The following is a 14,227-nucleotide window of genomic DNA, read 5'->3' as shown; positions in this document are numbered from 1 at the left end:
GCCGGCTGCAGTGGTCGTGGGGCGGCGGCGGAACCTTCAACGCCCCGATCCGCGGCGTCGCCTCCAACCGGTGCCTCGACGTGCCCAACTCCTCGACCACCTAGGGCACGAAGCTGTTCATCTACGACTGCAAGAGCAGCGCCAACCAGTTGTGGCTGCAGACTCCGTCTAAGGCTCTGGTGGTGTACGGGAAGTTGTGCCTCGACGTCACCGGCGCCAGCACCACCGCTGGCACCCCGGTGCAGGTCTGGGACTGCAACGGCATGCCGAACCAGCAGTGGAACCTCAACAGCAACGGCACGATCACCAGCGCGCAGACCGGCTACTGCCTCGACGTGAACGGCGGCGGCACGGCCAACGGCACGAATGTCATCGTGTGGTACTGCAACGGCGGCGCAAACCAGCAGTGGAAACGCTCATAAGAGGCCCGCAGCCGATAGTCATGACCGCGAAGGCCGTGCCTGGTGGGGCCGCTACGACGATCCCACCACCAGGTGCCTGCCGGATCTAGGCCTTCACGGCGCTAAAGGGTGGCCTGCTGGCGATGCAGGCAAAGGACTCGATCGAGCCCTTAGAGGCCGCCCGGGGTGCACGCTCACCGCACTGGCCAGCTATCCGCTCAAGGCGGAGTGACGGCGCGTGGAAATAACGTGCCCGAATCGAGTTGAACTCTAACCACAAGGCCAGAATCGCTGCCGACCTCCAATTGTCCTGACCGTTGGATGCCCTTCCCGCAGTTTCCATTCGGTTATGAATTGGGATTGCGTCAAAGGTCCTCCTCGTTCAGCCATTGCGCGACGGCTTGGTAGTCCGCCTCGGTGAGGCCGCAGCCGCCGGGCACGCCCAACGGCCCGTGGAAGCCCGCCGGCTGACGGATGGCCTGTACGCCGTCACCGGCGCCCGATGACCAACTCGGGCGCCGGTGACGGCACAGCAGGTCGGCCGCAGTACACCAAGGACGGCAGCTACCGCCGGTAAAGTATCGGGGTCAGCTCGGTGTCCGGTACCTGGCCTACGGGAGTGTCGCCGAACCACGCCTCGCGGTCGATGCGCTGGTTCTCGTTGACCGGTTCGGCCACCGTGATATCCGCGTCGATGTAGATGATCGTCATCACCCGCCGTGGAGTCGAAGTGCCGTTGGGGGACGCCCGGTGGAACGTCCAGCCGAGGTGGTAGCTCACGTCGCCCACCGCGAACGGCTCCTCGACCAGCGGGAAGTTCTGCTCAGCGAGCGCGGCCCGCAACGCCGTCTCCGACTCGTCGCTGATTGACAGATCCCGGCCGAAGGAAAACCGGTGGCTGCCCCGAGCAAACGCCAGCGGCCCCATCTCCAGCGGCGTCTCCTGCAAAGGAATCCACACCGTGATCGAGCGGTCGGTGGACAGCGGCCAGTAATACTGGTCCGCGTGCCATGGGGTCAGGCCGCCACCGGCCTCCTTGTACAGCGCCTGGTCGTGGTAGAGCCGCACGCCGTCCACCCCGAGCAGACCGGCCGCGATGGCCGCCAGACGGCGGGAAAACACCAGCTCACGGACCGCCTCGCTGTGCCGCCACAGGTTCGTCACCTGCAGGAAGGCCTTTTGGTATGTGGTGCGCTCGGACATCGGCAGGTGCGTCGTGTTCAATTCGATCACCTTGTCGGTGACCGCCGGCTCGTACTCGGCGACAGTCCTCCCGTCGAGCACCTCGGACAAGTGCACGAATCCGTCCGCCTCGAAGTCATGGCGGGCGTTGGCGGGCAAGGAATACAGCTCATCAAGCAAGGGAACCTCCTTGGGGGTTTGCTCTCAGGATCGCGCGTACTCCCACACCTCGTCCGGCTCGGCAGCCGCCTGGCCGTCGACGCTGCCCGACCAGGGCACCCGCACGGTCGTCCGGGTAGCGGGCGGGCGACTGTGGAAAGTGCCGTTGCCACGAAGGTGCGTAGGTTGGCGTCATCCAGCGGAGCGCCCCGAGTGCCGTGCTCGACGGCATGAGCAGGGCGTCCTGGCCGAGCCATCTTCAGACGGCTCGGCCACGCCACGTGTCCGTCGTCAATCTCGTCGTGGACAACGATCCGTTCTTCATCTGGATCACCCCGTGAGGGCACCCTGGAAGTAAAGCCAGAACTGCCGCTCGGCCCCGCCGGGCGGCAGTTCCGCATCCTGGCGCGGAGGAGAATCATGGTGGATATGCCGCTGCACCGAATCGACGCGATGCTAGAGGTCGAGTACAACGCAATCACGGTCGCCGCAGCCGAAGCAGGCCCGGGCACCCCGGAACGGCCGTACGGCAACGGGCTCGTGGCCGCCACGACGGGCGAACGCTGCGCGCGGCATGACCATCTACCCGGAAGATGTTGTCGTCGACGCGTGAAACTGACCCCCTGGCGGCCGGAGCCAGTGGGTGGAGATGCCCTGGGCCGCAACCCAGGGCAGGCCGTAACGGGCTGCCCTGCATCCGGGAGGCGGGTGCCGGGCAGCCGCTTGGTTAGCCGTCCTGGGAAAGTCTCAGGGGGAAGGTGCCGGGGCCGACGTTGCTGAGCGTGGTGGTGTTCGCCGCCAGGTACCGGTCCAGGTACGGCGAGCGGTCACCCTGGGTCGGCATATCGGACCGCGGACCCTGCACCTGCAGGGTGAGCCGTGCACCGGAAACCTTGATCTTGTGGCCCGAGGGCATGTCCCGCCATCTGTTGGAGTCGATGGTTCCGATCTGGACCCCCAGCCGGTGTCCACGCTCGAAGGTCCAGTCGGTCGACTTCAGATCGAAGGAGAGCAGTCCGTTGCGCTCCACCAGCGCGACGTTTTCGTCAAACATGGTCGCCGTACCGCCCGGAGCGACGTCCCACAAGCGCACCATCACGTTACCGCTCGTGCTCGCGTTCAGCGTGATCCTCGGCGTACCGGTGAGCCGGAGTCCCTGGGGCGCGGGCGTGGACCAGGTCCAGAAGCTGGTGGTGGCGGTGTCGCCCTTCTCGGCCCTGTTCTTCTCGGTGCGGGACAGCGACTCGATCCGCGGTGCCCGCTCCATGTCCCAGCGGTCACTGTCCGCCGTGGTAGCCGCCGCGGCAGCGGCCGTCGAGGCGCCGCCGTCGTCAATGTACTGCCCGGACGAGAGCCGTGCGTCGTACGACGTCGCGGTCACCGGCCAGGTCGCTTGCGCGCGCCAGTGGCCGAGGCTGTCCTCAATCGCGTACGCCGGATCGGTCACCGACGGGTCGGTGCCGCGGAGGTATTGGTCATAGAACCGCATCACCTCGTCGAACCAACCGGCACGGCCCATCAACAACCGGCCGTCGGCGTCGGTGTCGTTGCCTCGCACGTGCTCCCACTGGCCGAGCCAACCGCGTTGCGGGCCCTGGTGGTTGTCCAGGTACTCGTCCATGTCCTCGGGCTTGGTGTTGGGCTCGATGAAGCCCTGGGTCACGAACAATGGGGTGCTGGTACCGGCGGCGTCAGCGGCAAGGTTCCGGGCCCTCCAGTACGCCGAATCGGGGTAGGGGTTGTTGTTGTTGATCATGTTGTCGCTCAGGCAGTTTGGATGGCTTGTCTCGTACAGCGCGTTCGCCTTGTACCGGTCGCTGTCGCCGGCCATCGGAGGCATCGTCGCGATCGAGTTGTACGCCGCCGGTGTGCCCGTGACGTTGGGGCGTGGCACCTTGTTGCTGAACAGGTAGTTGTACATGTCCCAGACGGGTTCCTGGGCGACGACCACCTTCAGGGCGTCCATCCTGAGGTTGTTCCCCACCAGCCCGGTGACGGCATCGTACGACTTTCCGTACATCCCGACCTTGCCGTTGGACCACGGCTGGCTGGCTGACCACTCGATGGCCGCTCGGACGTCGGCCTGCTCACCCGGACCGACCCAGTCCAGGCACCCTGTGCTGCCGCCGAAGCCACGCAGGTCGACCATCACGAAGGTGTAGCCGCGCGCCATCAGGTCGGCGCCGTCGACGAAGTCCTGGAAACGCGCCGATGGCCCGACCCGGTCCCACCCCTCCGGGCCAGTCTGCCCGGAGTGCGCGAAATAGGGGCCCACCGAGAGGATCACCGGCGTCCTGGCATCCGCCGGCAGGTCTGCCGGACGCAGCACGTCGGCATGCAGCTCAACCCCACTGCCGTCCGAGGACGGGAAGTACGCCTCCGTCCACGCCGCCCCCTCGGGAACCCGTGGATTCTCCTCGTGCGTGATCGGCCCGTCGGCTGCCGCGGCAGCCGTCCCGGTCTGGGCCCCCGCAGGCGATCCGCCCACGGTGAGGGTCGTGATGATGGCCAGTGCACCGGCCGCCGCAACGGGCGACACCGTCCTGCGAAGGTTCATCCATCCTCCCCTGATGTCAGTTCCAGACGAGCCCCGTCTGGTTAGCCATCGAGGGTAGAGAATCTCTCCGGTCATGTCTCCCTTGAGCTTCACCGGACCCTGCCCGGCAAGTCCGGGAGACATGCCGGGTCCGATCCCGGCACGGGCGAGGAAACGCTGCATGCCGGCCAGGCAGAAATGGCCAACGGGACGTGCTATTCGGATCTGGTCCGCCAGCGTGACGATCAGCGCAGGCCGGCAGGCACGTGCCGCGTGACCTGCGGACGAGGTATTCGGCAGGGGCGGGGCAAGGTCCATGCCAGCCATCGCGCACCGCAGCGGAAGCGGCGCGACACCACGAGCCGGCATCGCGTCAGGCGGTCGTCCAGGGACGGAGTTTCTCCGGGTTGCGGATGACCCAGATGTGCCTGATCCGGTCGTCTGCGATGTCGAAGGCGAACACTGTCACGGTGGCGCCATCTTGCTCGGCCACCAGCCCGGGCAGGCCGTTGACCGTGCGTTCCAGGAACGTCATGGTGCCGTGCGCCCGGTTGGCGATCTCGATCCAGGCGCAAGCGATCTGCTCGGCGCCTTCGATGGGGTCCAGGAAGGCCAAGGCGAGGCCGCCGCCGTCGGCGGTCGCCGTGGCGTCGGGGTCCAGCAGGCCGATGAGGGCGTCGATGTCCTTGGCTTCCCATGCCTCCTTGAAGGCCCTGACGATGCCGCCCTGCTGAATCGCCGGGGTCGCGGGTGCCTGCGCCGCGCGGATGCGGCGGCGGGCTGAGGAGGCCAGCTTCCGGCAGGCCGCCGGGGTGCGGCCGGTGATCTCGGCTACCTCGGCGAAGGGGTAGCGGAAGACGTCATGCAGGATGAAAGCGACGCGCTCGGCCGGGGTCATCGATTCGAGCACGACAAGGAAGGCCATGCCGACCGACTCGTCGAGGGTCACCTGGTCGGCCGGGTCGCCGGCGGTGCCGCCCGGCCGGAGGCTGGTCCACTCGGCGAGTTCGGGCAGCGGCTCGGGGATCCATTCGCCCACGTAGGTCTCCCGCCGGGCCCGTGCCGAGCCGAGCAGGTTCAGGCAGATGCGGCTGGCGACCGTCGTCAGCCAGGCGCCCGGGGACTCGACGGCGCTCCGCTGCTGCGCGGACATGGCGTACCAGCGGGCGTAGGTCTCCTGGACGGCGTCCTCGGCCTCGGCCAGGGAACCGAGGAGCCGGTAGGTGAGATTGATCAGGTGCCGCCGCTCGCCCATGACCGCGTCCAGGTCCGGCTCGGATCGGACCCGCCCTGCATGAGCGGTATCTGGCCCAGATCGGGTGGTCATAGTGCCGCAGGCTCCTTCGGTCGAATCTGCCCTCATCAGGTCGACAAGACAGCGTGCCGGAATGTGAGGTTGGCGCGCCGCCTCACATTCCGCGGGGTTGCGCTGTCGAACTGATGAAGACCCCAGTACCTGATCTGGCGACAGGAGACACTATGACCACCCCGATCCCGGCACCGCTGTTCACCGACCCGGCGTCCGAGCAGCGCCTGGAGCGGGCGGCCGCCGCGCTGACGGAACACGGCTTCGTCGTCGAGATCCTCGATGACGTCGCTGCCGCTCGTACCCGCATCGAAGAACTCATTCCGGAGGGCGCTGTCGTGTTCACCGGCGCCAGCGAAACCCTCCGCCTGTCCGGCATCGAGGAGGACATCAACACGAGCGGGCGGTACGACTCCGTCAAGTCACGGGCGCACACCATGGATCGGGCCACCCAGAGGAACGAGATCTGGCAGGCGCTGTCGGTCCCCGACGTCATCGTGGGCAGCGTCGCCGCGGTCACCGAAACCGGCTCCCTGGTGGCCAGCTCGGCCAGCGGAAGCCAGCTGCCCGGCTACGCCGGCGCGGCCGCCCGCGCGATCTGGGTCATCGGGGCACAGAAGGTGGTGCCCGACCTGCCCGCCGCGCTGCGCCGCGTCGAAGAGCACTGCCTCCCGCTGGAAAACGAGCGCGCCAAGAAGGTGTACGGGGTGCCCAGCGCCCTCAACCGCGTGCTCATCCTCAACGCTGAACCCGAACCCGGGCGCGGCACTGTCCTGCTGCTCCGCGAGGCCGTCGGATTCTGAGGATGAGAGCGTGACGTGTGCTGGCACAGGCCCCGTTGAGGCCTGTGCCAGCACTTCCGCGGGTGAGGAGATCACAGTTCCCGTCCACCGGACTGTTCTGGCAGAGCGAAAGTCGACACCGGCAAAGACCCAGGCCCGCTTAGCGTCGTTCGCCTTGCGGCGCGCCGGTTGTCCAGTCCCAGCGGGTGATCGTGGTGCGCATCAGGCGGGCGGCGGTTGACAGGTGGCTGTCGGCGCCCCAGTAGAGGGTGACTGTGCGCCGGCAGTCGGCGCTGTCGACGGTGATCCAGGCGACCGGGGCGTGGGGGGCGCTGCGGCGGGCGAAGGCGGGGACCAGGCCGATGCCGAGTCCGGCGCTGATCATGCTGGCGATGGCGCTGTGCTCGTCGCTTTCGCAGACGATCTTCGGGGTGAGGCCGCGCGCGGCGAAGAGGCGGTCGAGCAGCCGGTGGAGCCAGTGTCCCTTGCGGGCGGTGACGAAGGGCTGGTCGGCGAGTTCGTCGACGGTCACGGTCGTGCGGTCCGCCAGCGGGTGGCCGAGCGGCACCACCACCGCCACCGCTTCGTCGAACAGGTGCGCCGATTCCAGGCCTTCGGCGTGGATCGGCTGCGAGGCGATGCACAGATCGACGTCCTGGGCACGCAGGCGGCGGCCCATGTCCTCCGACGGCGACCAGTGGAGTTCGATCTCGATGGCGGGATGGGCGCGCTTGAAGGCCGCCAGCGGCCCGGTGAGGGTGAGGAAGGTCTCCGAGGCGAGTCTCACGGTGCCCAGGCCCTGACTTGCGGCGTCGGCGACGGCGCGTCGTCCGGCGTCGAGCTCGCCGAGGGCGCGTTCGACGTGATCGCGGAAGAGCTTGCCGGTGTCGTTCAGCCGGAGCCGTCCGCTGCGGTCGAACAACGGCACCCCCAGTTCGCTTTCCAGGCGGGCGATGGTGCGGCTCAGCGACGGCTGGGCGACGCGCAGCTCGTCGGCGGCCCGGCTGAGGTGTTCCAGCCGAGCCACCACCAGGAACTGCCGGAGCGAGTTCAGCTCCATCATGCCTCCCCGTGCATAACGCCATAGCAATACTGGTCTTGGACAGCATAACTTCAAGGTCATAGCGTCGGCGGCATGGGAAATCATGACGCAGCCGGGATCCACCAGCAGATCGACACGATCGTCGACCGAGTCACCGCCAAGGACCTCGAGGGCCTCAAGCAGCTCTACGCGCCGGACGTCGTGTCCTTCGACGTCGAGCCGCCGCTGCAACACGTCGGCATCGCGGCGAAGCTCGCGAACTGGGCCCGCGTGTTCGAGGTCTTCGACCGTGTGGCTTACGAGGTTCGCGACCTGACCGTCGTCGCGGGCGATGACATGGCGTTCGGATACGCCTTCGCCCGCCTCAGCGGCACGTTGCAGAACGGGGTGGCGATGGACGGCATGTGGGTCAGGGTCACCTACTGCCTTCAGAAGATCGACGGCGCTTGGTTGATCACCCACGACCAGGTCTCGGTGCCGCTCGACATCCTGACCGGCAAAGGCGTGGTCGACCTCCAGCCCTGACCGTACGCGGAGGCCGGCTCCCGTCGCCGGCCTCGAAGAAACCAAGCGAAGGAACCACCATGATCCTTGTCACCGGCGGCACCGGAAACGTCGGCGCCAACGTCGTCCGCGAACTGCTCGACGCGGGCGAGAGAGTACGTATCCTGAGCCGCGACCCCCGCGGCCGTTCCTTCCCAGACGGCGTCGAGGCCGTGCCCGGAGACCTGGCCCGGCCCGAATCCCTGCCGGCGGCGCTCTCCGGCGTCGGACAGGCGTTCCTGATGTCCCCGGCCTTCGCGGGGGCCGACGGGTTCCTCGACGCGGCGCAGCGAGCCGGCCTGCGACATGTCGTGCTGTTGTCGTCGGCGAGCGTCCTGTCCGAGACCCCAGGATTCATCGGCGAACAGCACCAGCGCCTCGAACAGGCGGTCCTGGACTCCGGGCTGCCGTGGACCTTCGTGCGTCCCGGCGCGTTCATGACCAACGACCTGGCCTGGGTGCCGCAGATCGGCAACGGCGCAGTCGTCCGCGGGGTGTACGGGAACGCCGCGATGGCCCCCGTCGATCCGCGCGACATCGCCGCGGTCGCCGTCCGCGCCCTTCTCGACCGGCGCGTCGGCGAGGCCCCCGTGCTCACCGGGCCGCAGTCGCTGACCCAGATCGAGCGCGTGCGGATCATCGCCGAGGCGATCGGGCGGCCGCTGCGGTTCGAGGAGGTGCCCCCGGAACAGTACCGGGAGCAGATGCTGCACCACGGCATGCTCGCCCCCGTAATCGACCAGCTCATCGCCGGGTTGGCCGCTCGGGACGGCAAGGTCGCGGACATCTCACCCGCGGTCGAGGAGATCGCCGGGCGACCGGCTTTCACCTACGCGCAGTGGGCCGCCCACCGCGCGGCGGCCTTCGACCCGGCACTGGTCTGACGGCCATCACATCCGATCGCGCCCCGGATCTCCCTCCCGGGGCGCGATCGTCCCATCGAACGAATCGAGAGCGGAATCAGGAGGGCGCCTCATGGCGACCGCAGCCGAGCGCACCGGCCCGGCCCGCACCGATGCCGCGCACCGGGCGAGCCCCAGCGGATGGGTCCTGCGGGTCATCGTCAGCGCACACACGGTGGCGATCTTCGGGCAACCGGTGTTCGCCGGCATCTATCTCAGCGGCGACTTCGACGGCCTGCGCTGGCACGAGGTCGGCGCCAACATCGTCACCGCCCTCGGCTACCTGCAGCTGATCGCGGCGGTCGTGGTCTGGCTCCGGCTGCGTCAGGCCCGGCTGTGCCTGGCCACGCTGGCCTTGGTGGCGGCCGAGACGGTGCAGTACTTCGCCGGGATAGACGGGGCGCTGTGGCTGCACCTACCGCTGGGAGTGCTGACCATCGTCGGGCTCGTCCTGCAGTTCATCGCTGTGTGGAGCGGGCCGATCGAACCGGCCACCCGTGAGGAGGACGACAGTGAGTGAGAACCCTGGAATGACCAGGCGCCAGCTGCTGGGTATCGGCGGCACACTCGCGCTGACAGCGGCCACCGGGCTGTCGACCGCGGCCGCGCTGTCCCGCCGCCCGGCGGCCACCGGCGCCGAGTTGCGCAGCGCCATCCCGCTGCCACCCGCGTTCCGCACGCCGTTGCCGCTTCCCCCGGTGCTGAAGCCGGTCAGCACCTCCGGCGGCGTCGACCGGTATGAGGTGACGCAGCGCGAGGTGAAGATGGAGATCCTGCCCGGTGTCAGGACACCGATGTGGACGTACGAGGGAACGTTCCCGGGGCCGACGATCGAGGCGCGCCGCGGCCGGCCGATCACCGTGACGCATCGCAACGAGCTCCCAGTCCCGACCGTCGTGCACCTGCACGGCGGGCGGAACACACCGACTTCCGACGGATACCCGGCCGACCTCGTCCTGCCCGAAGGCTGGCCGAACCCCGCCGACGGGACGTCGGCCATGCATCAGATGGCTGACATGTCCGGGACGGACGGCATGAGCGCCATGAGCGGCCCGAGCGGGATGGCCGGAATGCGCGACCCACGAGCCGTGGTGACGAGGCTGACCCGGGACTACACGTTTGCGACGGACCAGCGGTCAACGATGCTCTGGTACCACGACCACCGGATGGACTTCACCGCACCCGCGATCTGGCGGGGACTGGCCGGGCTGCACTTCGTGCGCGACGACGCCGAGGACGCGCTCGGCCTGCCCGCCGGCGCGCGTGAGGTGCCGCTGATGATCGCCGACCGCGCATTCGACGCTGACGGCAAACTCAAATACCCCGCCCTCGACCCCAGCCTGCGGGACCGGCCGGGCGTCCGCGAACCCTACCTCGCCGGAGTCCTCGGCGACGTGATCCTGGTCAACGGCGCCCCGTGGCCGGTGCACGAGGTCGACGCAGCCCGATACCGGCTGCGCATCCTGAACGCCTCCAACGCCCGGCACTACGAGCTCGAAGCAGTCACCGACGACGGACGCCGGCTTGACCTCGTCCAGATCGGCGCCGACCAGGGCCTGCTCGCGACACCGGTCACCCACCGATCCCTGCCGATCGCCCCGGCCGAACGCTACGACCTGATCGTCGATTTCACGGACGTCCCCGTCGGCGGCCGCGTCCGGATCCGCAACCGGCTCGGCTCCGGCCGCACCCGCGACGTGATGGCCTTCCGGATCGCCCGCAAGGCCGCCGACGACAGCCGTATCCCGCCCGTCCTGGCGCGCGACATGCCGTCATGGCACCGGTCGGACGCGGCCCGGGTGCGCGAGTTCGCCTTCCGCGCCGGGCGCATGCACGGCCGCCACGGCTGGCTGATCGGCGGCCGGCCGTTCGACCCAGCGCGCACCGACGTGACCGTGAACCTCGGCGACGTCGAGGTGTGGCGGCTGATCGCCGACGTCCATCACCCCGTCCATCTGCATCTGGTCGGCTTCCAGGTGCTCTCCCGCGGCGGGAGGCAGCCGCTCGCTCACGACGCGGGCCTGAAGGACACCATCGCGCTGCGGCCCGGCGAGTCGGCGGAGATCATCACCCGCTTCGACGGCTATCGCGGCCGGTACCTCTTCCACTGCCACAACGCAGAACACGAAGACATGGGGATGATGGCCAACCTCGAGATCGGCTGACCCCGCGGCGCGCAGCAGAAACCCCGGCCGAACGCCATCGCTGACACGCCGTCGTCGGCCGAATCGACGACGAGCAACCCGTTGTACACCTGAATGCCGAGGCGGCGTCCCGGCTGCCAGCGCAGTGCGTGCAGGAGGTGCTGTTCGGTCACTCGGCCGCAGCGGGACGGGAGAGCCCTCCCGAGTAGAAATTCAGATGCATGGCCCGACGCTGGTAGGGCAACCCGGGCGGGTAGTGCCGGCATCGGCGCGGGCGGGGACGTGGACAGGCAGGCAGGGCGGCAGGAACAAGCGGACGGATTAGCTGAGACCCTCGACGGCCTGCACCCCGACATCGCCGCCGGTTTCAAAACCCGACATGGACGAGTTCTGCCGCGGCGGCCGTGGCGTCGTCCGAGGCGAGGTCGCCTGTGGCACCGGCACGCGGCGTGGGGCGCCGACGGGCCGGTGCCGTTGAGGCGGTTACTCGGTGCGCAGGGCGACGGCGGTGCGGGTGCGGGCGGCCCAGCCGGCTGGCAGGAACGCGTCGGCGACGGCAATGAGCAGGCCGCCGAGACCGAGGAGTAGCAGCGTGGTCGGCTGGTAGACGTGTTCGACATGATCGTAGAAATCATCCACGACCACGGCCCAGGCGGCAGCGAATCCGAGGACGGCATCATCCTCGAATTGCTCTAACCCGTCCGGGTGCATGAACCGACCCCCTGACCGTTGCCGCCCGACCCGAGCGGCATCCGCCAAACAGGTCCACGCCTACGTCGGCCGCGACTCCCAGCGTTCCCCCCCTCCAACACCTACCTGCAGTAGCCGACTTCCACCCTTCGCTACCGGCTGTATTCGCCAGCCCAAATCAGGGACCCCGGGCATGCCGCTCCTGAAGCCAGCCGCTGCTCGTGGCACCTGGCTACCCGGACGGCCCGGTCAGCGGCATGTGCGGATGCGTCACTGTCATGACCATGCTCGCTGGGTGCGGCGCCATTGCTGGGGGGTGATGCCGTAGCGGTCGCGGAAGCGGCGGACGAGATAGGTGGCGTCGCGCAGGCCGGTTCGGGCGGCCACGGCGTCGAGCGTCAGGTCGGTCTCGCGCAGCATTCGCCGGACCTCGGTCATGCGCCGTTCGGTGATCCATTCAAGCAGGGGGCGGCCGGTGCGCCGGCGGAGCACGGTCGTGAGGTGCCCCGGGGTGTAGCCGAGCGTGCGGGCGACATCAGCGGCGGAGACCGGTTCGCGGAACGTCGCCTCGATCTCGGCGAAGACCCGCTCGACGAGCGGGTCGGGCATGGCCGGAACGCTGGGTGCCAGTCGCGCGGCCGCGACCAGAAGCCGGGTGAGCAGCGCGGCGACGGCCTCGCGGGCGCCGAGACGGCCTGGGTCGGCGAGTTCCTCGGCCAGGTCTGCCAGCCACGTCGACCAGTTCGCCTGATCGGGCTCTGCGATCCGACCGTGCCCCGCGGTGAAGGCGAACAGGGCGAGGAGGGGATGGTGCGCCCAGGCCAGTGGGGAGACCGAGGCCAGGGCGGGGACGGCGTCCGGTGTGAACGCGACCGACCACGCGCGGCCGCGGGCAAGCTCGGCCACGGCCGCGATGCCGATGACCTGCCCGGGCGACACAGCGTGGACCTCGCCAGCACGCAGCGGCCGTTCGGCGCCGTCGACGGTGAACGAGCCCATGCCCTCCTCGACATAGACCAGGACGAAGAAGTCGTGGGCGTGCCTGTGCTCCGGCGGGAGGCTAGCGTGAGCGGCTTCGGTGTCGAAGCGGGTCACCGATACAGGAGGCAGGCCGGGGCGCTGCCGGTAGCGGTAGACCGGCGTCCCGTCGGGCCGTACCGTGCGCAGCCTCGACGGGACGCCCGGCGAGTCACTGACCAAAGAATGTCCAATGGTTTCCACGTTAAATGCTGCTTAGATACCGCAGAATATCCAAGACTTGGAGGTGACGACACCGGGTCCGTCACGGGCCACCGAGGCCGACCCGCCACCGCGCGCACAGGAGGCATCCATGGCAGCTTCGACCCACGTCCGCATCGTCGACCAGCGAACTCCGCAGGATCGGGACCGCCCGTTCCTGCCGGGCGCGGGAAAGACCTGGCTTCTCCCGTTCTACGACGCCTTCACCCGGGTGGCCGGCGTCCGCGCGCTGCACGAACGTGCTGTCGAGCTCGCTGGCATCGAGCCCGGCCAGACGGTGGTCGACGTCGGCTGTGGCACGGGCAACCTGTCGTTCGCCGTGCTCGCGGCCCAGCCGAGCGCGCGGGTGACCGGCCTCGACCCCGACGGAGACGCCCTGCGCAGGGCAGCACGCAAGGCGCGCCGCCGCAGCGTCGCTCTTACCCTCGTTCAGGGATATGCCGACCGGATCCCCGCCGAAGACGCCTCGCTCGACCATGTGGTCTCCTCGTTGGCCCTGCACCACGTCGATGACGACGGTCGGATCGCGTTCGCGCGCGACGCGCTACGTGCCCTCCGGCCGGGAGGACGGGTCACAGTCGTCGACTTCGGCGGCCCAGCATCCAACGTCGAGGACGCCGGGCACCCGACACACCGCCATGGCCGCAGCCCTGTCCACGCCCTCCAGCACCTGACCCGCCTCATGCGTTCCCGGGTGGCGCACAGCCCGGTCGTGGCCCGCAACCACGGCGATGGCATCGTCACGCTCCTGGCCGACGCCGGGTTCGGCGACGCTCGGGAGGTCGCGCACGCCGACCACAGGTTCGGCCGGGTCACCTTCGTGCAGGCGACCCACCCCTTGAGCTGAACCTGATGGGGATGTCGACAGACCCAACGACGCCACGCAATAGCAACAGTCCCAATGCCGCAGGCCGGTACCGCCACCAGCATCCGCTCATCGGCCAGTTGCGGATGCAATCGGCTCAGGCACAGGTGACTGTTGAAGGCGTGACTGCAGTGGGTCCGGAACATCTGCTGCTCATCGGCAGGCCCGCGGATGCTCACCCCGGGTCGCCGCAGTAGCCCTCCTCCTCGCCGAGCAGTCATAGACCAACAGGTCCGGCCGGGCGCCTGGCGGTGCGCGGTATTCGCTACCTGCTGTATTCGCCAGCCCAACATGAGGGGCTCTGGCATGCTCTCCTGAAGGCGGCGACTGCTCATGGCGCCTGGCTATCGGACCGCTCGGTCAGCGGCAGATCAGTACACCCGGCTTGGACATGACGGCTTAGAGTTCCTAACAAAATGATCTCTGGGCTTGCTGT

At 68.8% G+C, this 14,227-nt stretch carries 13 protein-coding genes; 7 read left to right on the top strand and 6 right to left on the bottom strand.

Annotation, left to right across the window (positions count from 1 at the left end):
• Positions 1 to 113: 113 nt before the first annotated feature.
• Positions 114 to 422: an RICIN domain-containing protein gene (locus FXF52_RS37690; protein WP_319993809.1), complete on the top strand. Its 309-nt coding sequence runs from the start codon at positions 114 to 116 to the stop codon at positions 420 to 422.
• 543 nt (positions 423 to 965) lie between these two features.
• On the opposite strand, the gene FXF52_RS37685 is transcribed toward FXF52_RS37690, so the two are convergent.
• From FXF52_RS37685 to sigJ, 3 genes are all read right to left on the bottom strand, one after another.
• Positions 966 to 1,763, bottom strand: coding sequence for a phytanoyl-CoA dioxygenase family protein (locus FXF52_RS37685; RefSeq protein ID WP_148804452.1), 798 nt, complete (start codon positions 1,761 to 1,763; stop codon positions 966 to 968).
• 706 nt (positions 1,764 to 2,469) lie between these two features.
• Complete coding sequence (locus FXF52_RS37680) at positions 2,470 to 4,596, bottom strand: CocE/NonD family hydrolase (RefSeq protein ID WP_255472782.1); 2,127 nt, start codon at positions 4,594 to 4,596, stop codon at positions 2,470 to 2,472.
• 55 nt (positions 4,597 to 4,651) lie between these two features.
• On the bottom strand, positions 4,652 to 5,605 hold the full coding sequence (gene sigJ / locus FXF52_RS37675) for an RNA polymerase sigma factor SigJ (protein WP_148804451.1): 954 nt from the start codon (positions 5,603 to 5,605) through the stop codon (positions 4,652 to 4,654).
• Positions 5,606 to 5,757: 152 nt separating this feature from the next.
• On the opposite strand from sigJ, the gene FXF52_RS37670 reads away from it, so the two are divergent.
• Positions 5,758 to 6,387: an LUD domain-containing protein gene (locus FXF52_RS37670; RefSeq protein WP_148804450.1), complete on the top strand. Its 630-nt coding sequence runs from the start codon at positions 5,758 to 5,760 to the stop codon at positions 6,385 to 6,387.
• A 139-nt stretch (positions 6,388 to 6,526) separates the two neighbouring features.
• Here the strand turns inward: FXF52_RS37670 and FXF52_RS37665 are convergent, their stop codons facing one another.
• Positions 6,527 to 7,513 (bottom strand): LysR substrate-binding domain-containing protein, encoded by a 987-nt coding sequence (locus FXF52_RS37665; protein ID WP_222870896.1) that lies wholly within the window; start codon positions 7,511 to 7,513, stop codon positions 6,527 to 6,529.
• On the opposite strand from FXF52_RS37665, the gene FXF52_RS37660 reads away from it, so the two are divergent.
• The 4 genes from FXF52_RS37660 to FXF52_RS37645 all read left to right on the top strand — a co-directional run bounded on the left by FXF52_RS37660 (position 7,502) and on the right by FXF52_RS37645 (position 11,018).
• On the top strand, positions 7,502 to 7,933 hold the full coding sequence (locus tag FXF52_RS37660; protein ID WP_148804449.1) for a nuclear transport factor 2 family protein: 432 nt from the start codon (positions 7,502 to 7,504) through the stop codon (positions 7,931 to 7,933). The two genes, FXF52_RS37665 and FXF52_RS37660, sit on opposite strands and share 12 nt — an antisense overlap.
• A 59-nt stretch (positions 7,934 to 7,992) precedes the next feature.
• Positions 7,993 to 8,835 carry an NAD(P)H-binding protein gene (locus FXF52_RS37655; RefSeq protein ID WP_148804448.1) on the top strand — a complete coding sequence of 281 codons (843 nt, stop codon included), beginning with the start codon at positions 7,993 to 7,995 and terminating at the stop codon, positions 8,833 to 8,835.
• Positions 8,836 to 8,926: 91 nt separating this feature from the next.
• Positions 8,927 to 9,373, top strand: coding sequence for a hypothetical protein (locus tag FXF52_RS37650; RefSeq protein WP_148804447.1), 447 nt, complete (start codon positions 8,927 to 8,929; stop codon positions 9,371 to 9,373).
• Positions 9,366 to 11,018, top strand: a complete 1,653-nt coding sequence (locus tag FXF52_RS37645) for a multicopper oxidase family protein (RefSeq protein WP_255472775.1) — start codon at positions 9,366 to 9,368, stop codon at positions 11,016 to 11,018. Before FXF52_RS37650 ends, FXF52_RS37645 begins: the two co-directional genes overlap by 8 nt.
• A 462-nt stretch (positions 11,019 to 11,480) precedes the next feature.
• On the opposite strand, the gene FXF52_RS43620 is transcribed toward FXF52_RS37645, so the two are convergent.
• Both FXF52_RS43620 and FXF52_RS37635 read right to left on the bottom strand, forming a co-directional pair.
• The gene (locus tag FXF52_RS43620) at positions 11,481 to 11,708 is read right to left on the bottom strand and encodes a hypothetical protein (RefSeq protein ID WP_255472774.1); all 228 of its coding nucleotides are present in this window, start codon (positions 11,706 to 11,708) and stop codon (positions 11,481 to 11,483) included.
• 255 nt (positions 11,709 to 11,963) lie between these two features.
• Complete coding sequence (locus tag FXF52_RS37635; RefSeq protein WP_187413950.1) at positions 11,964 to 12,887, bottom strand: AraC family transcriptional regulator; 924 nt, start codon at positions 12,885 to 12,887, stop codon at positions 11,964 to 11,966.
• 130 nt (positions 12,888 to 13,017) lie between these two features.
• Here FXF52_RS37635 and FXF52_RS37630 point away from each other — a divergent pair, with 130 nt between their 5' ends.
• Positions 13,018 to 13,773: a class I SAM-dependent methyltransferase gene (locus FXF52_RS37630; protein ID WP_148804446.1), complete on the top strand. Its 756-nt coding sequence runs from the start codon at positions 13,018 to 13,020 to the stop codon at positions 13,771 to 13,773.
• Positions 13,774 to 14,227: the final 454 nt, after the last annotated feature.

It is taken from the genome of Micromonospora sp. MP36 (genome assembly GCF_008119785.1).
Lineage (GTDB): Bacteria > Actinomycetota > Actinomycetes > Mycobacteriales > Micromonosporaceae > Micromonospora.
This window is presented reverse-complemented; position numbering and strand designations above follow the sequence as displayed.

Coding starts and splice junctions, on each gene's coding strand:
- FXF52_RS43620 (WP_255472774.1), bottom strand. CDS start 11,708: ATGCACCCGGACGGGTTAGAGCAATTCGAGGATGATGCCGTCCTCGGA.
- FXF52_RS37655 (WP_148804448.1), top strand. CDS start 7,993: ATGATCCTTGTCACCGGCGGCACCGGAAACGTCGGCGCCAACGTCGTC.
- FXF52_RS37670 (WP_148804450.1), top strand. CDS start 5,758: ATGACCACCCCGATCCCGGCACCGCTGTTCACCGACCCGGCGTCCGAG.
- sigJ (WP_148804451.1), bottom strand. CDS start 5,605: ATGACCACCCGATCTGGGCCAGATACCGCTCATGCAGGGCGGGTCCGA.
- FXF52_RS37680 (WP_255472782.1), bottom strand. CDS start 4,596: ATGGACCTTGCCCCGCCCCTGCCGAATACCTCGTCCGCAGGTCACGCG.
- FXF52_RS37650 (WP_148804447.1), top strand. CDS start 8,927: ATGGCGACCGCAGCCGAGCGCACCGGCCCGGCCCGCACCGATGCCGCG.
- FXF52_RS37665 (WP_222870896.1), bottom strand. CDS start 7,513: ATGATTTCCCATGCCGCCGACGCTATGACCTTGAAGTTATGCTGTCCA.
- FXF52_RS37630 (WP_148804446.1), top strand. CDS start 13,018: ATGGCAGCTTCGACCCACGTCCGCATCGTCGACCAGCGAACTCCGCAG.
- FXF52_RS37660 (WP_148804449.1), top strand. CDS start 7,502: ATGGGAAATCATGACGCAGCCGGGATCCACCAGCAGATCGACACGATC.